Below are 21549 nucleotides of genomic sequence, written 5' to 3'. Positions count from 1 at the left end.
CCTGACCCCGCCCACCCCCGCCCAGCCCCGCCCCACCCCCGCCGAGAACGGCAGTCCGTCACGAGAACGGCAGTTCACAGTGCCGTTCTCGTGCACAACTGCCGTTCTCGACCCGAGCCGGCGTCACCACACCAGCTCGCGGCGGGGGGTCAGGGCATTCGTTACGGCCGCCGGGAGGTACGCGGACACCCGTTCCGTGAGGGAGAACCGCTCGTTGATGTCGGCGCTGGTCACCCGCGCGATCCGCCAGTCGGCCTCCACGATGGCGTCGTGCCGACGCTTCTCCCGCATCAGCGCGTCCGGATCGGCGTACTTGGAGCGCCCGTCGTACTCGATGATCACGCGCCACTGCGCCCAACCCAGGTCACCCCAGAACGTTCCGAGCCGCGTCTCGACGGGTACCTGGGTCTGGGGTACCGGGAACCCGGCCCTCAGGAGGAGGAACCTGCATGCGGTCTCGTAGGGCGACTCGGCGCCGGCATCGGCGAGCTCGACCAGTGCTCGCCCGCGGGCGACACCGCGCCGGCCCGCCGAGCACAGGACCCTGGAGCGCAGGTCCTCGATGTCGAGACCGGCATGCACTGCGGCATCGACCACGACGAGGGCGCTCAGGGGCCGGAGCGTCACCGCGCAGTCCCAGGCGGTGCGGCCCATCGACGTCGCCCGTACGCCGTCAAGGTCCACGATGTCGTCGGCGACCGGCCATGGGACGTGGCGCTCGACGTCCTTGTCGCGTCGGCTGCTGGGCGAGCGGAGCTGATAGATGTGAGTCTCTGGGCCGATCCGCCACACGGGCAGGCCGTGCAGCAGCGCCGCCGACGTGTGACTGAAGCAGTGGGCGCCCTTGAGCCGGCGGTGCAGGCCGGCGATCCGCGCGAGCGCGTCGGCGTGGTTGCCGGTCGGTGCGCTCGTCGGCACGTAGACGCCTCTGCCGACCTTCCTCCACTGTTCGGTCCTCGTGCGTGCAGCGACGGCGTAGCCCGGCAGGTCCGCGGCGAGGTGAACGGTCGGCGGTGCTGGTCGTGCCGTCGGCGAGAGCGGCGCGTCGGGGCGTCTGGGCATGCCGAGATCGTCGCCTCTGCAGCCCCCGCCCGGACGCCCAGCGCCCCGATGGGTGAGTAACCCCGGGCTCGGCGGGGCGGTGGTCGCGTCGACGGCGCCGCGAGAACGGCAGTTCGTCGCGAGAACGGCACTTTGAACTGCCGTTGTCGTGACGGAGTGCCGTTCTCGAGGCCTGAGGGGGGGAGAGGGTCAGGGCCGTGGGGGGGCCGTCAGTGCCGATAGGCGGGATTGGAGGTGGGTGCGTTCGGTCGGGTTGGTGACCAGGGTGAGGGCTTCGCGGTAGGCCGTGGCTGCGGCGGTGGGGTTGCCCACGCGGACCAGGAGCTCGGCGCGGACGGCCGGGACGCGGTGGTGCCGGGGCAGGAGCTCGTCGAGACCGTCGAGGAGCAGGAGCCCGGCGGACGGACCCGACGCCTCGGCGACCGCGACCGCACGGGCCAGCCGGACCACGGGCGAGCCGGTGAGGCGTTCCAGCTGTAGGTACAGGCCGGCGATCACGTCCCAGCGGGTGTCCTCGGCCGTCGCGGCGGTGGCGTGCTCGGCGGCGATGAGCGCCTGGAGGCGGTACTCCTCGGCGAGGCGCGTGACGACGGCGGCCGTCGACGGGTCGATGGCGTCGGCGTCGGCGTCGGCGTCAGCGTCAGGGGCGGCGTCGTCCGCTCGCGCCGACAGCGGGAGCGACTCCAGCAGGGCGACGCCCTCGGCGATCTCCGCCCGGTGCCAGCGCGAGCGGTCCTGGTCGGGCAGCAGGATCAGCGTCCCGTCGGGCGCGAGGCGCGTGTCGCGGCGGGAGTGCTGCAGGAGCAGGAGCGCGAGCAGGGCGCGGACCACCGGCCGGTCGGGCAGCAGGGAGTCGAGGACGCGCAGGAGCCGGATGGCCTCGTCGCCGAGGTCGACGCGCAGTGCGACGTTGCCGGCGCCGGGGTGGTAGCCCGAGGTGAAGGCGAGGTACACGACGGTCGCGACGACGTCGAGGCGCTCGTCCAGGCGGGCCGCGGGCGGCGTCGCGAACGGGATGCCGGACGAGGCCAGCCGCTTCTTGGCGCGGGTCAGCCGGGCGGCCATGGCGGTCTCCTGGACCAGCAGGAGCCGGGCGATCTCGGTGGTCGTCAGGCCGACGACGAACCGCAGCGTCAGGGCGACGCGGTCGTCAGGCGCGATCGCGGGGTGGCAGCAGGCGAAGATCAGCCGGAGCTGCTCGTCGGCGACGTGCGCGCCGGGGTCGACGACGGCCGCGGCCGCGGCGCGCATCTCGTCGTCGACCACCATCAGCGGTTCCTTTCGGCGGTGGACCGCCTCGGAACGGAGCCGGTCGAGGACGCGGCGACGCGCCGCGGTGAGCAGCCAGGCGCCGGTGTTCGTCGGCACACCGTCCACGGGCCAGTGCCGAGCCGCGGCCTCGAACGCGTCGGAGACGGCGTCCTCGGCCAGGTCAGGCCGGGCGTACTGACCGATCAGCAGCCCGATCAGGCGCGACCAGGAGGCCTGCCACGCGTCGGCGAGGGCGCGGGAGGCCGCCTCCTGGGGCGACAGCGAGGTCGACGGGTCGTCGAAGACCGTCACGCCACCTCCGCGGGACGCACCTCGAAGGTCCCGACCGGCGGCAGAGCGTCGAGGACCTCGTCCAGCGACACGGCATCGACCAGCGAGAACCCCGACAGCGCCGCCGCGGCCCCGTCGAAACCCGAGGAGTGCACGGCACCGTCGACGACGAGCGTCCCGGTCTCCGGCGGTGCCAGGAGCACGTCGGCGGGCGCGAAGTCCCCGAACGCCAGCACGACGAACCTCACTCGAACCACTCGCGGTCGGTCGGCCGGATCTCCACGGTCTCGGCGTTCACCACCAGGGGCCCGACGGCCGCGGTCAGCTCGTCCAGCGACGGGCCCGACACCAGGTAGAAGCCGCCGACCTGCTCGACGGTCTCGCTGTACGGGCCGTCGGTGACGGCGAGGCCGCCCCGGCCGTCCGGGCGCAACGAGCGTGCCCGGCCGGCCGGAGCCAGCGGTGCGGTGCTGTGGATCGGCCACCCGCGGTCGCGGCACAGCGCCTGGAACGCGGTGTGCGCGGCCTCCTGGACCTCCAGCTCCGCGGTCGTGAACGCACGGTCCTCGGCGCGGTGCAGCAGCACCATGTACTCGGTCATGACCCAACCCTTCGCGAGACGACGATGCCCGGATGACGGCGCAGGGCGCCCGGGATCGACATCTCGCGGTCGGCCGGTCTCACGAGTTCGGGATGACCCGCCGCAGCTCGACGCCGCCGCCGCCGTCGGTCACCAGGATCTCGGCGGTGAGCTGCGCGAGACCGCGCGGGTCGTCCGTCTCGAAGGCGTAGTAGCCGCCCATGAACTCGGCGGTCTCGGTGTAGGGCCCCTCGGTCACCTCGACGGCGCCGGTCTCGGAGCGGCGGGCCGACAGCGAGCTGGCGGTGAAGTCGAGCTGCTCGCCCCCGAGAATCTTGTAGCCACGCTCGGCGCACGCGGCCGCGTAGGCGCCGTGCTCGGCCATGATCTGCGCCTTGAGCTCCGGCGTCGCCGAGGACCAGAACCCCTCGTCGCCGTACAGCAGCACCATCCACGTTGCGGTCATCGCTGGTCTCCTCGGGTGTGGGGGCCTCCCATACTGTGCCCCGTCGGGGGGATGACGCGCGAGGGTTCGGGAAATCGACATCGGGACGCCGATCGCTGAGCCGGAGACAACTGCCGTGCGCCGTCGGCCGGGGCTGGTCATGATCGTCGTGTCCGTTCGTCGACCAGCGATGCGCCGCGAGGCGCCCGAGCGACCGAGGTTGCGATGCTCCGAGTCACCATCATGAGCGTGTTCGTGGACGACCAGCAGAAGGCGCAGGACTTCTATACGGGCGTCCTCGGGTTCACGACGAGGCACGACGTGCCGCTGGGCGACGCGCGCTGGTTGACGGTCGTGTCGCCGGCCGCGCCCGACGGGGTCGAGATCCTCCTCGAACCGAGCGGCCACCGGGCGGTGGGTCCGTTCAGGACCGCACTGTTCGACGACGGCATCCCCTTCGCGTCGTTCGGCGTGGACGACGTGCAGGCCGAGTTCGAGCGGTTGTCCGCCGCGGGCGTGCGGTTCGTGCGGGACCCGACGCCGATGGGCCCGGTGACCACCGCGGTGTTCGACGACACCTGCGGGAACCTCATCCAGATCATGCAGGCGCCCGCCCGATGAGGCGTGCCGTAGTGACCGGCGGCGGGACCGGGATCGGGCTTGCCGTGGCGCGGCGGTTGCTGGCGGGGCGGCGACGAGGTGGTGATCGTCGGTCGGCGGCGCGACGTCCTCGAGCGCGCGGCCGCCGGGTCGATGGCCGTCGAGGTGGCCGACCTGCAGGAGCCCGACGAGGTCCAGGCGCTCGCGGACCGGCTCGGCGCGGTCGACGTGCTGGTCCTCAACGCGGGGGGCTCGCTGACCCCGGAGGGGCCCGGGCTGGCGGCCACCGCGCAGGTCTGGCTCGACGAGTTCCGGCTGAACGTGCTGACCACGGTGCTGCTGGGCGAGGCCCTGCTGCCGCGGATGAGCCGGCCCGGGGGACGGATCGTCGCGCTCAGCTCGGTGGCCGCCCTGCGCGGCGCGGGCTCGTACGGTGCCGCGAAGGCCGCGATCAACTCCTGGGTCACGGGCACGGCCGGTGAGGTGGCCGCTGACGGCATCACCGTGAACGCCGTCGCGCCCGGCTTCGTCCCGGACACGGAGTTCTGGGAGGGCCGGCTCGACGACGCGGAGCGGGCTCGTCGCGTCGCCCGCATCCCCGCCGGCCGTCCGGGGACGGTCGAGGAGGTGGCGGCCGCGGTCGCGTACCTGGCGTCACCCGATGCGGGCTGGACGACGGGTCAGGTGCTGGCGGTGCACGGGGGTGCGGTCCTGGCGCGGTTGTGACGCTCCGACGAGCGATGTATCGATAGGGCTTGTCAAAGTTCTATCAACGATATATCGTTACGAACATCCGGTGGAGAGCAACACCTCCCGGACGCCGCAGAGCCCGACGCGATCCCCGCACCGGCCGCGGCGCCCCTGGGCCGACCAGGCCCGGGCACCGACATCGTTCGAGGAGAACCGACCATGCGACACACCCACAATGAATCTGATCCTCGCGGCCGTCGGCGCCGCGGCGACTTCCCGAGCGCTCCGTACGGCGAGGGCTTCGACCCGCGCCGCGGCGCCTTCCACCCCCACGGCGAGCACCCGCACGGCGGCGGCCCGCGCGGCCCCCGCGGCTTCGGCGGCCCCGGCTTCGGCCCCGGCGGCTTCGGCCCCGGCGGACGCGGGCCCGGCCGACGTGCCGGTCGCGGCGACATCCGCGCCGCCGTCCTGCTCCTGCTGAACGAGCAGCCGATGCACGGCTACCAGCTCATCCAGGAGATCGGCCAGCGGTCGGGCGGCCAGTGGCGGCCGAGCCCGGGCGCCATCTACCCGGCGCTCAACCTGCTCGAGGACGAGGGCCTGGTGGCCATCACCGCCGAGTCCGGCCGCAAGATGGCGCGGCTCACCGATGCCGGCACGGCGTACGTCGCCGAGAACGCCGAGCAGCTGGGCAGCCCGTTCGAGGACGCCGCCAGCCGGCCGACCTCCCCAGGTCGCAGCCTGCGGGGCGCGCTCGAGGCGTTGGCCGCGGCCGCCCAGCAGGTGGTCCGCTCGGGCACCGACGACCAGGCCACCCAGGCACTGGCCGTCCTGGAGCGCTCGCGCCGGGACCTCTACCTGATCCTGGCGGGCGCCCCGGCGCCGACGACCCCGGCGGATGCCCCGGTCGAGGACGCCTGACCGCCTGAGCTCCACACCGGCGCCGAGCGCGTGAGAAGGACTCACGCGCTCGGCGCCGTGCTGTGCGGTCGGAGCGACCGCGCGCCGCGGTGGCGACGCGACTCCGTCACCGTCCACGCGTACGCGATCGCCACCACCACGGCCAGCCCCGCGAGCGGGGGCAACGCGGCCATGACCGGCACGAGAACGAGCGCGGTCGCGGCACCGAGCAGTCGGAACGTCGGCATCCGCCGGGTCGCCGAGAGCACGAGCGCGGCGGTCCCGACGAGGTACACGGCCACCCCGCCGGCCAGCGCGGCGGCACCGAAGAAGCCGAACGCCTCCGACGAGCCGACGTCCGCCATCGCCTCCTCCACGCCGAGGGCCGTCACGACGACGCCGGCGATGAGCACGTAGTGCAGGTAGGTGTAGGCGAGCGTCGCGTAGGTGGCGCGCGGTATGCCCTCGAGGCGCGCCAGGGCGTGCTCGGCGTGCTCGGCGCTGCCCAGGAAGTAGGCCCACCACAGCACCAGCGCGAGTGCGATGCACAGGACGGCACCCGCGATCACAGGCACGCTGACGGGCAGGTGCGAGGCGCCCACGCCGATCGCGACGACGGACTCGCCCAGCGCCAGGATGACGACGAGCCCGTACCGCTCGGCCCAGTGCGACGGAGAGTGCAACCGCCAGTCACCGCCCCAGCCGGTCAGCAGCGTCAGCACGACGTCCCACAGCAGCGCGCCGAGCCAGATCCACGTCTGCGCGGGCTGCCCGACCAGCGCGCCGACCAGCAGCAGGGCGACCGACGGCAGCATCGCGACGTACTGCGTCCGCAGCACCTGGCGTTGCAGGTCCCGGTCGTCGGCGCCGGCGATCAGGTACAACGCACTGTGCACGAGTCGTACAACGGCGTACGCGACGACCAGCACGAGGGGCCCGTCGAGGCCGCCGGGCAGGTCCTCGAACGCCTCGGGAACGGCGAGGGTGGCGACGAAGATCGTGGCCATCGCGACCGACATCCCGGCGCGCAGGACGCCCTGGTCGGCGGGCGACTGGTTGGCCAGCCAGCTGTACGAGGTCCACGTCCACCACAGCAGCGCGAGCACGATCAGCGCCTGGAGCACCCCGAGCGCGGAGTGCGTCTCGGCCATCAGGTGGCTGACCTGCGTGAACGCGTAGACGTAGACCAGGTCGAAGAACAGCTCGAACGTGGTGACGCGGTGCTGCTCGTCGGACGTCCGCAGGCGTGGGATCACACGCCCACCCTGCCGGACAGGACCCGCCGGGGCGAGGTGTCACCGCACCGGCGGGAGCGGCATCGCGAACCGGGCGTGCACGCCGGGCGAGTACAGGACCGACTCCGGGGGCCCGGCAACCGGGATGCCCGCGGCCGCGACCAGCTCGTCGTCGAGGGAGGTCAGCGATGCCCGGCGCAGCGGCCAGGTCTCGTGGTCGTTGGGGACGAACCGCGTGCGGCCACCGATCACGGTGTGCATGCCCCAGCGCGCGGTCAGGAAGTCGGCCAGGGTGTCGTGCTCGACCGGGTCGGACGACGGTCGGACCACGATGTGTGACGAAGGACGTGCGCCGGTCAGCCGGGTCGAGCGGTAGTCGAGCGTGTCACCGACCCGGTCCAGCGACATGCGCGCCCACTGGTAGGGCACGTTCATGAAGGTTCGGGCACCGAGCACGGTCAGCGCCCGGGATGCCTCGAGCGACCGGAACAGCACGCCCCGCCGACCGTTGTCGTCGACCGTGTACAGCCGCACGTTGGTCTCGGGGAAGTCGCCGATGTACGGCAGCGCCGGTCCGGGGACCACGCGGAACCGGGCCATCCAGAACGCGACGAGCCCGACCCACGACGAGCCGTCGAACTCGTCCGGACGCGTGCCGGCGGGGAAGAACCGCGCGATCCGGTCGGACGGCACCCGCCAGTGCAGGATGCTCACCCGCTGCCACTGCTGCGTGAGGATCACCCGCCCGGTGAGCGGCGGCGCGACGGGCCGGATGGGATCCACGGCCCCCATCCTGACGTCTGCGCGCGCACCTCGTCAGGCGGGGCCAGCCGCGAGGCTGCGCTCCCGGTCGGATCGTCCCTCTCGCGTCGAGATCGTGAGGTGGCGACGAAGTCGTGGGCTGCAGCTGACGACTTCGTCGCCAAGTCACGAGTTCGGCGGCGGGGTGGGTGGGACGGGAGCGGGTCAGGGGGTCGGGATCGTCGACGTGTCGATGACGAAGCGGTAGCGGACGTCGCTCGCCACGACGCGCTCGTAGGCCGTGTCGACGTCGTCGGCCGTGATGGTCTCGACCAGCGACGCGATGCCGTGAGCCGCGCAGAAGTCGAGCATCTCCTGGGTCTGGCGGATTCCGCCGATGTTCGACCCGGAGATCGACCGGCGCCCGCCGGTGAGCGAGAAGACGCTGAACGACTGCTTGTTCTCGGGCAGGCCGACGAACACCAGCGATCCCTCGAACGCGAGCAGGCGCAGGTAGGCGTCGAGGTCGAGGTCGGCCGAGACGGTGCTGATGATGAGGTCGAACGTCCCGCGCAGAGCGGAGAACGTGGCCGGGTCGCTCGTCGCGTAGTAGTGGTCGGCGCCCAGTGCGCGGCCGTCGGCCTCCTTCGACAGCGACTGGCTGAGCACCGTCACCTCGGCGCCGAGCGCGTGCGCGAGCTGCACTCCCATATGCCCGAGACCGCCCATGCCGACGATGGCGACGCGGCGCCCCGGACCGGCGCCCCAGTTCTTCAGCGGGGAGTAGAGCGTGATGCCGGCGCACAGCAGGGGCGCGGCGACGTCCAGGGCAAGCTCCGACGGGATGTGCAGGACGTAGTTCTCGTCGACGACGATCTGCGTCGAGTAGCCGCCGTAGGTGACCTCGCCGTTGTACTGGCGGCCGTTGTAGGTGCCGACCATGCCGCGCTCGCAGAACTGCTCCTCGCCGGCCAGGCAGCGTGCGCACTCGCGGCAGGAGTCGACGAAGCAGCCGACGCCGACGCGGTCGCCGACGGCGCGCTTGGTCACGGCGGACCCGACCGCGCTGACGACGCCGGCGATCTCGTGGCCGGGGACCATCGGGAAGATCGCGGAGCCCCACTCGGCGCGCGCCTGGTGGATGTCGGAGTGGCAGATGCCCGCGTAGGCGATGTCGATGAGCACGTCGTGCTCGCCCAGGGAGCGGCGTTCGATGGTGCCGCGTTCGAACGTCGCGCCGGCGGACGGGGCGAGCAGGGCGGGGACGGTCAGGGGCACAGGTGTCTCCTCGAGACGACGGTGGGAGGCACCATCATCCCCCGATCCAGGTCCGCGTGAGGGTCTGCACGGCGGAACCGTCCAGGTCCGTGAGCTTGAGCCCGGCGAACGCGGCGGCGGCCGGGCTCGTCTGGACGCGGGTGGGCGGCTCCGGTGCGGAGAGCAGGTCGACGATCAACGACGCCACGGCCGACGCGGACTGGGCGTTGGCGAACGCGCCCGCGGTCCGCTGGAGGTAGGCGGCGAGCAGCGGTGCGTAGGCGTCGGAGCCGACGGCCGGCACCGACGCGTTGGCGACGAACTCGCTGGCCACCGCGCCCGGCTCGACGATGACGACGGGGACCCCGAACGCGCGGGCCACGGGCGCCAGGCTCTCCAGGAACCCCTCGACCGCGAACTTGGCCGCGCAGTAGGCCTCGTTGAACGGCTGGCCGACGACGCCCCCGACGCTGGTGATCGTGAGGATGCGTCCCCCGGACGAGCGCAGGTGCGGCATCGCCGCCTCGACGACGCGCACGACGCCGAAGAAGTTGACCTCCATGGCGTCGCGGAACGCCGGCAGGCCGAGCGTCTCGACGGTGCCGACCCGCCCGACGCCGGCGTTGTTCACGACGGCGTCGAGCGAACCGTGGTCGGCGACGACCTGGTCGACCACCGACCCGACGGAGGACGACGTGACGTCCAGCGCGCGGATGTCGATGGGCAGGTCACCGGCGCGCTCGCGCAGCGGCCCGGACCGGGACAGGTCGCGCATCGTCGCGACGGTGGTCCAGCCGGCCGCCGCCGCGGCGAGCGCGGTCTCGAGGCCGATGCCGGTCGACGTGCCGGTGATCAGAAGGGTGCTCATGGAGCCCCATCATCCGCTCACGCGTCCTGCGCGAGCCCGATCACGTTGCCGTCGGCGTCCGCGACCGTCGCGATGGTCCGTGTGCCGCCGACGTTGGTCGCGTCCTGCAGCACCGAGCCGCCGGCCGCGACGAGCGCGTCGCGCGTGCCCGCCAGGTCGTCGACGATCCAGTAGTACGTCGGACCGGTCATGCCCTGCTCGTGACCGTGCGGGTTGAGGCCCAGGTGGATGCCCGCGGTCTCGTAGCCCACATAGAACGGTGCGTCCTGCATCGGCTCCACACCGAGCAGCGCGCCGTAGAACGCCTTGCCCGCGTCGAGGTCCTTGACCGGCACCACGACGATCTTCAGTCCGTCCGTCATGTTCAGCTCTCTCCCTTGTCGTTCCCGTGTATCAGGGGCGGATACCCGCTCTCCTCCACCTGACGGATCATCCCGGGGATGTGTGACCGCCGCCTGCGAGATCCGTCTCGGGACGGTGTCCGGGGGGAGGGATGGTCCGTCACGATGGCCGTACGACGACGGACGAGCTCGAACGTTGAGCCCAGCAGTGCCGGCCCGCGCAGGGGGCGGGCCGGCGCGGCTGGGGTGCTGACCCAGCAGGGCACTGCCTACGGGTCGGGATGGGTCTCGTAAGAACAGCACGATCGTGCTAATAATGTATCCGTGAGCAAAGGCGACGAGACGCGGCAGGTGGTGCTCGACCAGGCGGTCGAGATCGCCGGGCGCCTCGGCGTGGCCGGCCTGACGATCGGGTCGCTGGCGACGGCCACCGGGATGTCGAAGAGCGGCCTCTATGCGCACTTCCGGTCCAAGGAGGCGCTCCAGCTGGCCGTCCTGGGTCAGGCACGTGAGCGGTTCGTCGAGCAGGTCGTCCGGCCGGCGCTCGCCGCACCTCGTGGAGTCCCGCGCATCCGCACGCTCTTCGAGTGCTGGCTGCTGCTGTCCACCGCTGGCTCGGCAGGCTGCCTGTTCGTCTCGGCATCCACCGAGTTCGACGACCAGCCGGGGCCGGTCCGCGACCAGCTGGTCCAGGACCACTGGGACCTGGCCGACTCCCTCGCGCAGATCTATCGCTCGGGCGCCAAGGACGGCCAGCTCCGCGACGACGAGTCGCCCGAGCAGTTCTCCTACGACCTGCACGGGCTGATGCTCGCGCACTTCCACGCGCAGCGGCTCCTGCGCGACCCGGCGGCCGACGTCCGGGCGCGCCACGCGTTCGAGCGCCTGCTCGCCTCGATCACCGTCCGATGACAAAGGAAGAACTCGACGTGGCCCAGACGGATGCCCAGAAAAGCACGATCGTTCGTGCCAAGGTTCCGCGCACGCTCACCTTGACCGTGCGGACGCTCGACCGCATCGCCCCCAGGCTCGTCGCGCGGAACGCCCTGCGCATGTGGTGCACCCCGACCCACGCCAGGCCGGGCGAGCACGTGCCCGGCGGCGTCTCGTGGCGCCTCGCGGACGGGACCGTCGGCGAGACCTGGGGCACCGGGCCGCGGGTCTACCTGGTCCACGGCTGGGGCGGTCACCGGGCGCAGCTCGCGTCGTTCGTCGTCCCCCTCACGAGCGCCGGGTTCCAGGTGATCGCCTACGACGCGCCGAGCCACGGCGACTCCGGCCCGGGCGCCCTGGGCCGTCGGCGCAGCAGCCTGATCGAGCTGATGGACGCGATCGAGACCGTCGTCGCCGCGCACGGCACCGCCCACGCGATCGTCGGGCACTCGCTCGGTGCCGCGGCGGTCGCGCTCGCGGTGCTCGACGGCACGCAGGCCGGTCGCCTGGTCCTCGTCGCGCCGCCCGCCGAGCCGGTCGAGTACACACGGCAGTTCGCGCGCGCGCTCGGGTTCAGCGAAGGCACACGCACGCTCCTGCTGGAACGGATGGAGGTCCTCGCCCACCGGCCGCTCGACGACCTCATGATCCCGGCCCGGGCGGCCGGCCGGGCGGACCTCCCGCCGCTCCTGGTCGTCGCCGACCGCTCGGACAAGGAGACCGACCCTGCCGACGGCGAGCGCATCGCGGAGGTGTGGCCCGACGCGGAGGTCCGGATGAGCGAGGGGCTCGGCCACCGCCGGATCCTCCGGGACGCCGACACCGTCGCGGCGGTCGTGGCCTACCTGTAGGCGCGCCGACCCACCCAGAGCAGGTGGGGCGCCGTCGCGAGGACCAGCGGGTCGTCGGCGCCCGCGACGAGCCGGTCGAGCCGGACCCGATAGGCCGACGGGTCGACGAGGCGCACGGCTTCGAGGTCGTCGGCCAGCAGCGTCTTCGCGGCCACCACCGTGACGGTGTCGAAGCCGGGTGCCGCGAAGGCCGGCAGCGGCGGTATCGCCAGTGCGACCAGTCCGCCGGGGCGCGTGATCCGCGCGAGCGCCCGGACGTCGTCGGCCGTCGGGTGGCGGAACGGCTCCAGCCCGACCACCGCGTCGAACCGGAGCCCGCCCGGCCAGGCGCGCACGTCCCAGCCCAGCTCGGTGAGCCAGACGGCGTAGGGCCCGGTCCCGCCTCCGAGGTCGAGCGCGACGCCGGGCTGGCCCAGGTGCGGCTCGACCAGACGAGTGGTGAGCACGCGTTCCAGGCACACGTCGAGGTCGGTCACGACGCCCGTCATGGTCGCTTCATCAGCGCGAAGACGCCCCAGCCCAGGTAGCGCCGCTGGTAGGTGACGTAGGTGAGCGGTGCGGTGTCCAGCTCGGCACGCATCTCGGCCCACAGCTCGTCGGACGGGTTGGCGTCGAGCCACTCCCGCGTGCTCAGCCACTGCGCGGCGACGTACCGGTCCCAGCTGTCCTCGTCGGCCAGCACCATCTCGACCAGGTCCCAGCCGGCCTCACGGAGCTGGGCGACGAGCCCGGGCAGGGACCGGAAGAGGTGGCGGGAGGGTGCGCCGCTGCCGATCACGGCGGTCTCGTCGGGCGGATCCTCGCGCCAGAAGGGCTCGCCGAGCAGGGCCAGCCCGCCGGGCCGCAGCGATCGCTCCAGCAGGGACAGCGTGCCGACGACGCCGTCGCCGATCCACGACGCCCCGAGGCAGGCCGCGACGTCGACCGGTTCCGGCGCGACGTAGTCGCCGGCGTCGTCGTTGACGAAGGTGACCTCGACCCCGAGGGCTGCGGCCCGCTCGTTCGCCCGGCCGACGAACACCGAGCTCATGTCGACGCCGATGCCGACGGTGCCGTGGTCCCGCGCCCAGGTCGCGAGCATCTCACCGGTGCCGCACGCCAGGTCGAGGACGGTCGTGCCGGGCGTCAGCCGCAGGGCGCGGCCGAGGACAGCCAGCTTCTCGTCGGTGAACGGGTCGAGGATCCGGTGGTGCCTCTCGCGGATCGTGTGCTGCCGGGGGATGTCCATGAGGCGGACCGTACGTCCGCGGATGACCGGCGACGAGCGAATACCGGCGATCGTCAGCCCAACTGATCAGTTGCCCTGTACACTCGTCCACGTGACCGTCTCCGACACCGCCGCTCTCGCATTCGACCTGCGTGACGCCCTGGGCCCGATCTACCGGCGCCTGCTCACCGAGAAGTCGCTGTCCATCGGCCAGAGCCGCGCGCTCAACCGCCTGGTGCAGGACGGCCCGGCGACCTCGTCCGCGCTCGCAGCCAGCGAGTTCATCACGCCGCAGTCGATGGCCGTGATCGTCGCCGACCTCGAACGCGTCGGCCGCATCACGCGCACCCCCGACCCGACGGACGGCCGTCGCATGATCATCGAGATCACCCCCGACGGCCGCGCGGCGGTCGACGCGGACCGGCACGCGACGAACACGTGGCTGGCCGCAGCCGTCGCCTCGCTCGACGACGACGACCGCGCGGCCCTCGCCGGCGCCGTCGACGTCCTGCGGACGCTGGCCACCCGATGACCGGCAAGCGGTTCGTCCCCGCCCTCGTCTACGCGGCCCTGGCCGCCGCGATCATCAGCTCGTTGGGCCTCCTGCTGGTGCCCACGCTGGCGGCCGAGTTCGGCGTCTCGGTGAGCACCGCTCAGTGGACGCTGACCGTGAACCTGCTGGTCGGGGCGGTGGCGACGCCGGTCCTCGGGCGGCTGTCCGACGGGCCGCACAAGAAGCGCATCCTGCTGGCCACGCTCACGATCATCTTCGTCGGCTCGGTGCTGGCCGCGACCGCGCAGACGTTCTCCGTGATCCTCGTCGGCCGCGCCCTGCAGGGCCTCTCGTACTCGATCACGCCCATGGCGATCGCGCTGGCCCGCCGCTACTCGCCGCCGGAGAAGGTCGGCCCCGGCATCGCCGCGCTGTCCGTGACGGTGGCCACCGGAATCGGCATCGGGTACCCGCTGACCGGCATCATCGCCTCGACCTTCGACTTCCGCTGGGCGTTCTGGTTCGCCGCCGCGTTCGTCGTCTCGGCGTTCGTCGTCATCCTCGTCGCGGTGCCCAAGGGTCCCGACGAGCTCGGGCTGCGCCGCCCCTTCGACACGCTCGGCGCTGCCCTGCTCGGCGCGGGCCTGGGCATGCTGCTGCTCGGCATCAGCGAGGGTCCGCGGTTCGGCTGGGGATCACCGACGACGATCGGGCTGCTGGTCGGCGCCGTGCTCGTCCTCGGCGCGTGGGTCTGGCGCGAGACCAGCACCGACCACCCGCTGATCCGGCTCGACCTCATGCGCAAGCCCGACGTGCTGCTGGCCAACGCCACCGGCCTGTCGATGGGCGCGTCGATGTACATCGGCGTCTCGGTGATCAGCCTGGTGGCGCAGGCGCCGACCAGCACCGGCTTCGGCGTCGGGATGTCGCTGTTCTGGGCCGGCTTCGTCATGCTGCCCCTGTCCATCGGCAGCCAGCTGGCCAGCCGACTGGCCCGCGCGTTCGCGCACCGGCTCAGCTTCACGGTCATGCTGCCGCTCGGGGCGCTGTTCGTCACCCTGGCCAACCTGCTGCTCGTCGTCCGCCACGACGCCCTGCCGGAGCTGCTCGCCGGCATGTTCCTCGTCGGAGTCGGGATCGGCATCACCTTCGCCGCGATGCCAGGCCTGATCGCCCGCGGCGTGGCGGCCCAGGAGCTCGGCTCGGCGGTCTCGTTCAACCAGGTGCTGCGCACCATCGGCGGCTCGATCGGTGCGGCCGTGGCCGGTGCCGTGATCGCGGCCCACCTCGCCCCAAGCGGCCGGCCCGCGAGCCAGGGCATCGAGCTGACGTTCCTCATCTCGGCGACCGCCTGCGGCCTGGTGTTCCTCGGCCTGGCCACGCACGCGGTCCTGTCCGTCCGCCGGGCTCGTCGCATCGCGCCGCACGACGTGCTGCACGAGCTCCAGGAGCTGGAGCCCCACGACGCGGTGCCGGTGGGCGCAGCCGAGCGGGACGAGGTGTTCGACGCGCCGTAGGTCGTTCTAGAGGTCCTCGGTCAGGAACGCCGACAGGTCCATCGCGGCCAGCCGGTTCGGGTCGAACAGGACGTCAGCCTCGGCGATGCGGTCTCCGACCACGGTCATCGCGACGACGCAGATCACCGCACCGTGGTTGAGGACCACGCCGCCCGCCGCCCCGTTGACGAGCGCCGGCAGGCCTCGGGCCCTGATCTGGTTGAACACGACCATGCGGCGCGCGACGGCCTCGACGCCCGTGGCGACCATGGAGAACGCGTGCGCGCCGGCGTCCGACCGCAGCACGATCGTCTCGTCCACGAGCTCCCGCAGCGCGTCGAGGTCGCCCCGCGACGCCGCCCGGTAGTAGGCCTGGACCACCTTGCGCTGGGCGGCCAGATCCCCGTCGATCACGGGAACCGTGCGGAGCCGCTCCAGCGCCCCGGCGACGAGCGCGCCCGCGCCGTCCTCGGTGGTCCCGACGACGGCACCGATCTCCCCGAGCGGGAGGCCGCACCTCTCGTGGAGCACAAACGCGACGCGCTGCTCCGGCGTGAGCTGGTCGAGCGCGACGAACAGCGGGACGCCCACCGTCCCGTCGAGCAGAGCCGTCTGGTCGGCCGCGTGGCCGGTCAGACGGCTCACGACGACGTCCGGGACGTGCCACTCCGGGACCTCCCGCGACCGCAGCGCGTCGAGGCAGGCGGCCGCCGTCGACCGGATCAGCGAGTCGACGTCGCCGGTGCGGCGAGAGGCCTCCGCGACGGCCGCGTCCGCGCCCGAGACGGAGCCGAGGAGCCGGAACGCGAGCGCGCGCACCAGGTCCCGGTCCGTCTCGACGCGTTCGTCGAGCGAAAGCCCGTGCTCCTCGACTGCTCGCATCGCCGCCGCCCTCGTCGAAGGTCCGATGCTCGTCATCCTCGCGGAGCCGACGGGCAAGAGATACGGCCAGGCAGGGTGATTCGACGACGGCCCGGGGACGACCCGGGTCAGGCCTGCGCCAAGGCCCTGGTCACGCCGTCCGCGTCCGCGAGGAGGCCGTACGCCGGGTGGTCCTTCTCGAAGCGGCGGCCCTCGGCCAGCGGACCTGCCTCGACGACGTCGAAACCGAAGGCGTCGATCAGCCCGGCCACGGTCGTGCGCGACGTGGGGTCGTCGCCCGCGATCGGGAGTGCCAACCGGCCCGTCCCGCCCGACGGCACGCCGCGCGAGCCCAGGTTCCCCGACGTGATGTTGTTGAACGCCTTGACCACCCTCGAGGTGGGCAGGAACGCCTGCAGGAGGCCGGAGACCGTCGTCGCGCCCTGGTCCAGGACCGCGATCTGGCCGTCGCGCTGCGCGTAGTAGTTGTTGGTGTCGATGACGAGCTTGCCGGCCAGCTCCGCGACGGGCAGCGTCTCGATCGCCTTGACGGGGATGGTCACGACGACGAGGTCGCCCTCCTCGGCCGCCTCGGCCGGGGTGCCCGCGCGGGCACAGTCGCCCAGCTCGTCGACGAGGTCCGTGAGCGTCTCCGGGCCACGGGAGTTGCTGACGATGACGTCGTAGCCGTTCGCGACGGCGAGGCGGGCGAGCGTGCCGCCGATGTGGCCCGCTCCGATGAATCCGATGGTGGTCATGTCCCTGGCCAACCGCGGCAGAGCCTGCGCTGTTCCGCACCGGCGGCGGTAGTTTGACCACGGAGGCAGCCCGCATGGCCCGCTCGGCACCGCACCCGTGGCACGGCATGCCGGTTGATGGCGCCCGGACGGTGGTCGTCGGCGTCATCCCGGGCCAGGCGGCGCGCGTGGTCCTGTTCGCTGCCGAGCTGGCCACCGCGCTCGGCGCGAACCTCGTGTGCGCGTGGTCCGACACCGCCCGGACCCTCGTCACCACCCACGCCGACGGCTCGCTGGAGTCGACCCCGCTCGATCCCGACCACGTGGACGGCGCGGAGGCCTTCGTCCTCGCCGACGACGAGCTCGCGGCCGAGGTTGCGCAGCACCTGAGCGCATTCGCCGGCCCGTGGCGGTTCGTCTACACGGTCGGCGAGCCGACACACGCCCTCGCACGCGTGGCTCACGACCACGACGCGTGGATGATCCTGGTGGGGAGCCGTCGCGCGGGTCTGGGCGGCTGGATGAACCACCTGGTCGGCGGCTCGACGGCTGGACGCCTCGCGCACTCGCAGCCGGTTCCCGTCACGATCGTCCCGCAGCACCCGAAGGAGAGCCCGTGACCCGTCCACCGCACCACGACCCGCGCCTCATCGCGGTCGTGGCCCTCGGTGGGATGGTCGGCACGACGGCACGGTGGGCGCTCACGTCCGCGGTCGGTGTCTCGGCGAACGGCTTCCCGACGGCGACCCTGATCGAGAACGTCGTCGGCTCGTTCCTGCTCGGCGCGCTCCTCGAGGCGCTGCTGCGGCGCGGCGCCGAGAGCCCCCGCGGTCGCGTGCTGCGGCTCGGCCTGGGCACGGGCGTGCTCGGCGGGTTCACCACGTTCAGCAGCCTCGCGATCGAGCTGGAACGGCTGCTCGCCGCCGGCCAGGTGACCCTGGCACTCGTGTACGCGACGCTCAGCCTCGTGCTCGGCATCCTCGCCTGCGTGGTCGGCATCGCGTTCGGCTCCCGCTCGCGCTCCCGGGCGGACGCCGCCTGATGGTGGTGCTGATCGCCGTGCTCGGTGGGGTCGGGGCCGCCTCCCGGTTCGTGGTCGACGGATCGATCCGTGCGCGCTGGACCCGCGTGTTCCCGCTGGCCACGCTGGTGATCAACGTCTCCGGCTCGCTGCTGATCGGTCTGCTCAACGGCGCCCACCTCTACCACGGCCTCGGCCCGACGTGGCTGGCCGTGGCGGCGACCGGGTTCTGCGGCGGGTACACCACCTTCTCCACGGCGATGGTCGAGACCGTCCGCCTGATCCAGGCCGGCGAGGTGCGTCGCGCGACCGTGAACGCCGTCGGCTCGGTGCTCCTCTGCCTCGGCGCCGCCGCACTCGGGGTCGCGCTGATGGCGGCCTTGTGACCGTCGCCCCGGCCTGGCGGGTCGCCCTCGCGCTGGTCGTCCTGCTCGGGGTCGTCCTGGTCGTCCTGACCCTGGCGCGGGTCCGCGTGCGCCGCGACGCCCTGGTCGCCGTCGCGCGGGCCGCCGTCCAGCTCACGCTCGTCGCGCTGGTGATCGCGTGGGTGTTCCGGCACCCCGGCTGGGTCGTCGTCTACCTGGCCGTCATGCTCGTCGCCGCGTCGTGGACGTCGGTGCGTCGGATCGGGCTCGGGCGCTCGACCTGGCCGGCGATCGCGCTCGCCATCCTCGTCGGCGCGCTGGCCGCCGTGGGCCCCGTCCTCGCCAGCGGCGCGTTGCCGTTCCAGCCGCAGACGATCGTGCCGTTCAGCGCCCAGATCATCGGCGGTTCGATGACGGCCGTGTCGCTCACCGGCGGGCGGCTTCGCGACGACGTGAGGGGCGAGTGGGACCAGGTCGAGGCGTGGCTCTCGCTGGGCGCGACCCCACACCAGGCGGTCGCCGAGCACGCGCGCCGGGCCGTCGCTCGCTCGCTCGTCCCCGCCCTCGACCAGACCCGCAGCGCCGGGCTCGTCACGCTGCCCGGCGCGTTCGTCGGCCTCCTGCTGGGCGGGGCGTCCGCCGCCGCGGCAGCCCAGGTGCAGCTGCTCGTGCTCGTCGGCCTGCTCGCCGCCGAGTCGGTCGCCGCCGTCCTGACCGCCCAGCTGCTCGCCGTCCAGCTAGGCACGCGCCGGCCCACCTGACAGGTCTTCACGCGCGGGTGATGTCCGAAACGCCCGGTATCACACAGCCGCGGGTCGGCTCATTCCCGTCGTGCCGCCGACGAGGGCGGCCGGCGAAGCAGGAAGGAGGTGACGACCATGACGATCGAGATCGTTGTCGTCGAGGAGATCACGGCTACCCGGATCCACCTCGACCCGGAGGCCGGCGGCGCCTGAGTCGCCACCGCCAACCCAAGGGCCGGCCCGACCCCGGGCCGGCCCTTTCCCATCCACCCCGGAGGACGTCATGCTCCCGCGACTGAAGTCGCTCAACGTGCTCGCCTCGGGCGACGAGCTGCTGGTCAGCCTGGACCCGAAGGTGCGCGTCCGGCTCGCCGACCCCGACGGCACGGTGCTGACGCTGCTGCGGCTCCTGCGCGACGGCACGCGGTCGCCCGACGAGCTCGCGACCGACGTCGGCATCGACGACGTCCGGCCGGTGCTCGACCAGCTGGACGGCCTCGGGTGGCTCGAGGACGCGTCGCGGCCGTCGTCGTTCGACGCGCACGACACCGAGCGGTACGCCAGCAACCTCGCGTTCTTCGACGCGTTCACCACGTTGTCGCACGGTCGCGACGAGCTGCAGGAGCGGCTGCGCTCCGCGCACGTGCTGGTGCTGGGCGCGGGCGGGCTGGGCTCGGCGGTGCTCATGAACCTGGCCGGGCTCGGCGTCGGGGCGCTGACCGTCGTCGACCAGGACCTGGTCGAGCTGCGCAACTTCGCGCGCCAGTTCACCTACACCGAGGCGGAGATCGGGCAGCCCAAGGCCGACCGCGTCGCCGACTGGCTGCGGGCGTTCGACACGTCCCTGCGGGTGGAGTCCCACCGCCGACGCGTCGAGTCCACCGACGACGTCGCGGCCCTGATCGTCGCGACGAGACCGGACCTCGTCGTCTCGGCGATCGACGAGCCCGACGAGGTCGACCGCTGGGTCAACCAGGCGTGCGTCACCGCCGGGGTACCGTTCGTGCGCGGCGGGCTGGCCTACACGCAGGGCCTCTACTGGTCGGTGGACCCCGGTCGCAGCGCGTGCCGCGAGTGTCTCGAACGCCACCGCGACCGGCTGGCCGACGGGATCGACCGCGAGATCGTCGACCGACCCCGCGTCCTGCGCCAGGACCGCGTCAACCGCGCGATCGGACCGGTCGCGGGCGTGCTCGGCGGACTGGTCGCGATGGAGGCGCTGCGCTTCCTGACGCGGCTGTCCGAGCCGATCGCCGCGGGCCGCTACCAGCTGCTCGACTTCGCCGGCTCCTGCGAGACCCGCACCGACGCGTGGCCCGCCGACCCGGAATGCCCGGTGTGCGCCGCCGCGCGCGCTCAGGTCGCGGCATGACCACGCTGACCCGCGACTCGGTGCTCCGTCTGCACCCGCTCGCCATGACACCGCAGGCGGGCAGTGTCGTCGTCGGCCGCGCGGACGTGGGCCGGTTCGTCGCGATCCCCCCGGTGGGCGCCCGCGCGATCGAGCTCCTGGGCGCGGGGCGGAGCATCGCCGAGGTCGAGGCGTCCGTCACGCCGCCGCACGCCGACGAGCCGGTGGACGTGCTCGGCTTCGCGCGCTCGCTCGTCGAGCTCGACTTCGTGGCGTCGGTGGACACCGTGGAGACCACGTCCGGCCGGGTCGAGCGCGGGCCCGGTGTCGTCGTCGCGCCCCCCGCCCGTGCGCGTTGGCTCTTCTCGCGTCCCGCGGCTGCGGTCGCGACGCTCGCCGCGCTCGTGGCGTGCGCGCTGATCGTGACCGTCCCGGACGTGCGCCCGCACCCGCTCGACGTGTTCTTCCTGGGCACGCCGGCCGAGAGCCTCGCAGTGCTGACCGTCCTCACCTACGTCCTGGCGGGCCTGCACGAGCTCGCGCACGTCATGGCGGCCGCGTCGGTCGGCGTGCCAGCGCGGCTGCGGATCACCCGCCGCCTCTACTTCCTCACGTTCGAGACCAACCTGACCGGTCTGTGGGCGCTCCCGCCGCGCCGTCGCGTCGGACCGCTGCTGGCCGGGATGGCGTTCGACGCGCTCGTGCTCTGCGCGCTGCTGGTGATGCGCGTCGCGGGCGTCGGTCCGGACCGGCTGCTCGCCGCGCTGGTGTTCGTCGAGGTCTCGGCCCTCGTCGTGCAGCTGTTCGTCTTCCTGCGCTCGGACGTGTACGCGGTCATGACCGCCCTGCTCGGCTGCACCAACCTGTCCCAGACCACCCGCCTGCTGCTGCGGCGCTCGGTCCGTCGGCTCACGCCGGACCAGGCGGCCGCGCTCGCCGCCGCGCCGGCCCGCGACCTGTCGGTCGCGCGCTGGTACCGCTTCGTGCACGTCGCGGGCCTGGCGGTCGCGGCCTGGTTCTTCGTCGCGTTCTTCGTCCCGACGACGCTGCACCTGCTGGCCTGGATGCGCGACGCGCTCCTCGCCGCCGGCCCCACGCACGGCGCGTTCTACCAGGCCCTGCTCCTGGGCATCCTGCTGCTCTCGCCGCGAGCCCTCACGGGGTGGGTGGCCCTACGAGACCTGCTCCGGCGTCGGTCAGTGCCCCGCACTGCCACGTAGCGGGTGGCGC

Annotated in this window: 27 protein-coding genes; 13 read left to right on the top strand and 14 right to left on the bottom strand. The window is 72.9% G+C overall.

What is annotated here, in order from left to right:
• Positions 1–123: 123 nt before the first annotated feature.
• From ACPPVS_RS17655 to ACPPVS_RS17635, 5 genes are all read right to left on the bottom strand, one after another.
• Entirely contained in the window at positions 124–1062 is a 939-nt protein-coding gene (locus tag ACPPVS_RS17655) for a hypothetical protein (RefSeq protein WP_426593536.1), read from the bottom strand.
• Between the two features lie 189 nt (positions 1063–1251).
• A complete protein-coding gene (locus tag ACPPVS_RS17650) occupies positions 1252–2625 on the bottom strand; it encodes an RNA polymerase sigma factor (RefSeq protein WP_426593535.1) in 1374 nt (457 codons plus the stop codon).
• Positions 2622–2852, bottom strand: a complete 231-nt coding sequence (locus ACPPVS_RS17645; protein WP_426593534.1) for a hypothetical protein — start codon at positions 2850–2852, stop codon at positions 2622–2624. Before ACPPVS_RS17645 ends, ACPPVS_RS17650 begins: the two co-directional genes overlap by 4 nt.
• Complete coding sequence (locus ACPPVS_RS17640; protein WP_426593533.1) at positions 2849–3205, bottom strand: YciI family protein; 357 nt, start codon at positions 3203–3205, stop codon at positions 2849–2851. The genes ACPPVS_RS17645 and ACPPVS_RS17640 overlap by 4 nt, the downstream gene beginning before the upstream one ends.
• Before the next feature lie 79 nt (positions 3206–3284).
• Positions 3285–3650, bottom strand: coding sequence for a YciI family protein (locus ACPPVS_RS17635; RefSeq protein WP_426593532.1), 366 nt, complete (start codon positions 3648–3650; stop codon positions 3285–3287).
• 204 nt (positions 3651–3854) lie between these two features.
• Here ACPPVS_RS17635 and ACPPVS_RS17630 point away from each other — a divergent pair, with 204 nt between their 5' ends.
• The 3 genes from ACPPVS_RS17630 (at position 3855) to ACPPVS_RS17620 (ending at position 5840) form a co-directional block, all read left to right on the top strand.
• Entirely contained in the window at positions 3855–4250 is a 396-nt protein-coding gene (locus tag ACPPVS_RS17630; protein ID WP_426593531.1) for a VOC family protein, read from the top strand.
• An 81-nt stretch (positions 4251–4331) separates the two neighbouring features.
• Complete coding sequence (locus ACPPVS_RS17625) at positions 4332–4955, top strand: SDR family NAD(P)-dependent oxidoreductase (protein ID WP_426593529.1); 624 nt, start codon at positions 4332–4334, stop codon at positions 4953–4955.
• 183 nt (positions 4956–5138) lie between these two features.
• A complete protein-coding gene (locus tag ACPPVS_RS17620; RefSeq protein ID WP_426593528.1) occupies positions 5139–5840 on the top strand; it encodes a PadR family transcriptional regulator in 702 nt (233 codons plus the stop codon).
• A 41-nt stretch (positions 5841–5881) separates the two neighbouring features.
• Here ACPPVS_RS17620 and ACPPVS_RS17615 read toward each other — a convergent pair whose 3' ends face one another.
• The 5 genes from ACPPVS_RS17615 to ACPPVS_RS17595 all read right to left on the bottom strand — a co-directional run bounded on the left by ACPPVS_RS17615 (position 5882) and on the right by ACPPVS_RS17595 (position 10282).
• On the bottom strand, positions 5882–7075 hold the full coding sequence (locus ACPPVS_RS17615) for a low temperature requirement protein A (RefSeq protein WP_426593527.1): 1194 nt from the start codon (positions 7073–7075) through the stop codon (positions 5882–5884).
• A 39-nt stretch (positions 7076–7114) separates the two neighbouring features.
• Complete coding sequence (locus tag ACPPVS_RS17610) at positions 7115–7846, bottom strand: YqjF family protein (protein ID WP_426593526.1); 732 nt, start codon at positions 7844–7846, stop codon at positions 7115–7117.
• 174 nt (positions 7847–8020) lie between these two features.
• Positions 8021–9073: an NAD(P)-dependent alcohol dehydrogenase gene (locus tag ACPPVS_RS17605; protein WP_426593524.1), complete on the bottom strand. Its 1053-nt coding sequence runs from the start codon at positions 9071–9073 to the stop codon at positions 8021–8023.
• Between the two features lie 34 nt (positions 9074–9107).
• Entirely contained in the window at positions 9108–9920 is an 813-nt protein-coding gene (locus ACPPVS_RS17600; RefSeq protein ID WP_426593523.1) for an SDR family NAD(P)-dependent oxidoreductase, read from the bottom strand.
• A gap of 17 nt (positions 9921–9937) precedes the next feature.
• Positions 9938–10282, bottom strand: coding sequence for a VOC family protein (locus ACPPVS_RS17595; protein WP_426593522.1), 345 nt, complete (start codon positions 10280–10282; stop codon positions 9938–9940).
• 303 nt (positions 10283–10585) lie between these two features.
• Between ACPPVS_RS17595 and ACPPVS_RS17590 the strand changes: the two genes are divergently transcribed.
• Both ACPPVS_RS17590 and ACPPVS_RS17585 read left to right on the top strand, forming a co-directional pair.
• Positions 10586–11173, top strand: a complete 588-nt coding sequence (locus ACPPVS_RS17590; protein ID WP_426593521.1) for a TetR/AcrR family transcriptional regulator — start codon at positions 10586–10588, stop codon at positions 11171–11173.
• A gap of 17 nt (positions 11174–11190) precedes the next feature.
• On the top strand, positions 11191–12045 hold the full coding sequence (locus ACPPVS_RS17585) for an alpha/beta fold hydrolase (RefSeq protein ID WP_426593520.1): 855 nt from the start codon (positions 11191–11193) through the stop codon (positions 12043–12045).
• Here the strand turns inward: ACPPVS_RS17585 and ACPPVS_RS17580 are convergent.
• Positions 12036–12533 carry a hypothetical protein gene (locus ACPPVS_RS17580; protein ID WP_426593519.1) on the bottom strand — a complete coding sequence of 166 codons (498 nt, stop codon included), beginning with the start codon at positions 12531–12533 and terminating at the stop codon, positions 12036–12038. The genes ACPPVS_RS17585 and ACPPVS_RS17580 overlap by 10 nt on opposite strands.
• Positions 12530–13273 (bottom strand): SAM-dependent methyltransferase, encoded by a 744-nt coding sequence (locus ACPPVS_RS17575; protein ID WP_426593518.1) that lies wholly within the window; start codon positions 13271–13273, stop codon positions 12530–12532. Before ACPPVS_RS17575 ends, ACPPVS_RS17580 begins: the two co-directional genes overlap by 4 nt.
• A 91-nt stretch (positions 13274–13364) precedes the next feature.
• Here ACPPVS_RS17575 and ACPPVS_RS17570 point away from each other — a divergent pair, with 91 nt between their 5' ends.
• Positions 13365–13784 (top strand): MarR family winged helix-turn-helix transcriptional regulator, encoded by a 420-nt coding sequence (locus ACPPVS_RS17570; protein ID WP_426593517.1) that lies wholly within the window; start codon positions 13365–13367, stop codon positions 13782–13784.
• A complete protein-coding gene (locus ACPPVS_RS17565; protein ID WP_426593515.1) occupies positions 13781–15262 on the top strand; it encodes an MFS transporter in 1482 nt (493 codons plus the stop codon). The genes ACPPVS_RS17570 and ACPPVS_RS17565 overlap by 4 nt, the downstream gene beginning before the upstream one ends.
• A gap of 6 nt (positions 15263–15268) precedes the next feature.
• Here ACPPVS_RS17565 and ACPPVS_RS17560 read toward each other — a convergent pair whose 3' ends face one another.
• Both ACPPVS_RS17560 and ACPPVS_RS17555 read right to left on the bottom strand, forming a co-directional pair.
• Positions 15269–16123, bottom strand: a complete 855-nt coding sequence (locus tag ACPPVS_RS17560) for a sigma factor-like helix-turn-helix DNA-binding protein (protein WP_426593514.1) — start codon at positions 16121–16123, stop codon at positions 15269–15271.
• Between the two features lie 107 nt (positions 16124–16230).
• Positions 16231–16860, bottom strand: coding sequence for an NADPH-dependent F420 reductase (locus ACPPVS_RS17555; protein WP_426593513.1), 630 nt, complete (start codon positions 16858–16860; stop codon positions 16231–16233).
• A 74-nt stretch (positions 16861–16934) separates the two neighbouring features.
• Here ACPPVS_RS17555 and ACPPVS_RS17550 point away from each other — a divergent pair, with 74 nt between their 5' ends.
• From ACPPVS_RS17550 to ACPPVS_RS17525, 6 genes are all read left to right on the top strand, one after another.
• Entirely contained in the window at positions 16935–17459 is a 525-nt protein-coding gene (locus ACPPVS_RS17550) for a universal stress protein (RefSeq protein ID WP_426593511.1), read from the top strand.
• Positions 17456–17881 carry a fluoride efflux transporter FluC gene (locus ACPPVS_RS17545; protein WP_426593510.1) on the top strand — a complete coding sequence of 142 codons (426 nt, stop codon included), beginning with the start codon at positions 17456–17458 and terminating at the stop codon, positions 17879–17881. The genes ACPPVS_RS17550 and ACPPVS_RS17545 overlap by 4 nt, the downstream gene beginning before the upstream one ends.
• Positions 17881–18246, top strand: coding sequence for a fluoride efflux transporter CrcB (crcB, locus tag ACPPVS_RS17540; protein WP_426593509.1), 366 nt, complete (start codon positions 17881–17883; stop codon positions 18244–18246). Before ACPPVS_RS17545 ends, crcB begins: the two co-directional genes overlap by 1 nt.
• Positions 18243–18986, top strand: coding sequence for an ABC transporter permease (locus ACPPVS_RS17535; RefSeq protein WP_426593508.1), 744 nt, complete (start codon positions 18243–18245; stop codon positions 18984–18986). Before crcB ends, ACPPVS_RS17535 begins: the two co-directional genes overlap by 4 nt.
• Before the next feature lie 265 nt (positions 18987–19251).
• Entirely contained in the window at positions 19252–20340 is a 1089-nt protein-coding gene (locus tag ACPPVS_RS17530; RefSeq protein ID WP_426593507.1) for a HesA/MoeB/ThiF family protein, read from the top strand.
• Entirely contained in the window at positions 20337–21539 is a 1203-nt protein-coding gene (locus ACPPVS_RS17525; RefSeq protein WP_426593506.1) for a hypothetical protein, read from the top strand. Before ACPPVS_RS17530 ends, ACPPVS_RS17525 begins: the two co-directional genes overlap by 4 nt.
• Positions 21540–21549: the final 10 nt, after the last annotated feature.

The organism is Cellulomonas sp. McL0617 (assembly GCF_049994875.1).
Lineage (GTDB): Bacteria > Actinomycetota > Actinomycetes > Actinomycetales > Cellulomonadaceae > Cellulomonas.
The sequence above is the reverse complement of the archived record's forward strand: the minus strand, read 5'-3'. Positions and strand labels throughout refer to the sequence as shown.

What these genes read in the sequence shown, in the direction of transcription:
- ACPPVS_RS17655 (WP_426593536.1), bottom strand. Translation starts at nt 1,062, where the DNA reads ATGCCCAGACGCCCCGACGCGCCGCTCTCGCCGACGGCACGACCAGCA.
- ACPPVS_RS17640 (WP_426593533.1), bottom strand. Translation starts at nt 3,205, where the DNA reads ATGACCGAGTACATGGTGCTGCTGCACCGCGCCGAGGACCGTGCGTTC.
- ACPPVS_RS17635 (WP_426593532.1), bottom strand. Translation starts at nt 3,650, where the DNA reads ATGACCGCAACGTGGATGGTGCTGCTGTACGGCGACGAGGGGTTCTGG.
- ACPPVS_RS17630 (WP_426593531.1), top strand. Translation starts at nt 3,855, where the DNA reads ATGCTCCGAGTCACCATCATGAGCGTGTTCGTGGACGACCAGCAGAAG.
- ACPPVS_RS17620 (WP_426593528.1), top strand. Translation starts at nt 5,139, where the DNA reads ATGCGACACACCCACAATGAATCTGATCCTCGCGGCCGTCGGCGCCGC.
- ACPPVS_RS17610 (WP_426593526.1), bottom strand. Translation starts at nt 7,846, where the DNA reads ATGGGGGCCGTGGATCCCATCCGGCCCGTCGCGCCGCCGCTCACCGGG.
- ACPPVS_RS17600 (WP_426593523.1), bottom strand. Translation starts at nt 9,920, where the DNA reads ATGAGCACCCTTCTGATCACCGGCACGTCGACCGGCATCGGCCTCGAG.
- ACPPVS_RS17595 (WP_426593522.1), bottom strand. Translation starts at nt 10,282, where the DNA reads ATGACGGACGGACTGAAGATCGTCGTGGTGCCGGTCAAGGACCTCGAC.
- ACPPVS_RS17580 (WP_426593519.1), bottom strand. Translation starts at nt 12,533, where the DNA reads ATGACGGGCGTCGTGACCGACCTCGACGTGTGCCTGGAACGCGTGCTC.
- ACPPVS_RS17575 (WP_426593518.1), bottom strand. Translation starts at nt 13,273, where the DNA reads ATGGACATCCCCCGGCAGCACACGATCCGCGAGAGGCACCACCGGATC.
- ACPPVS_RS17565 (WP_426593515.1), top strand. Translation starts at nt 13,781, where the DNA reads ATGACCGGCAAGCGGTTCGTCCCCGCCCTCGTCTACGCGGCCCTGGCC.
- ACPPVS_RS17560 (WP_426593514.1), bottom strand. Translation starts at nt 16,123, where the DNA reads ATGCGAGCAGTCGAGGAGCACGGGCTTTCGCTCGACGAACGCGTCGAG.
- ACPPVS_RS17555 (WP_426593513.1), bottom strand. Translation starts at nt 16,860, where the DNA reads ATGACCACCATCGGATTCATCGGAGCGGGCCACATCGGCGGCACGCTC.
- ACPPVS_RS17550 (WP_426593511.1), top strand. Translation starts at nt 16,935, where the DNA reads ATGGCCCGCTCGGCACCGCACCCGTGGCACGGCATGCCGGTTGATGGC.
- crcB (WP_426593509.1), top strand. Translation starts at nt 17,881, where the DNA reads ATGGTGGTGCTGATCGCCGTGCTCGGTGGGGTCGGGGCCGCCTCCCGG.
- ACPPVS_RS17530 (WP_426593507.1), top strand. Translation starts at nt 19,252, where the DNA reads ATGCTCCCGCGACTGAAGTCGCTCAACGTGCTCGCCTCGGGCGACGAG.
- ACPPVS_RS17525 (WP_426593506.1), top strand. Translation starts at nt 20,337, where the DNA reads ATGACCACGCTGACCCGCGACTCGGTGCTCCGTCTGCACCCGCTCGCC.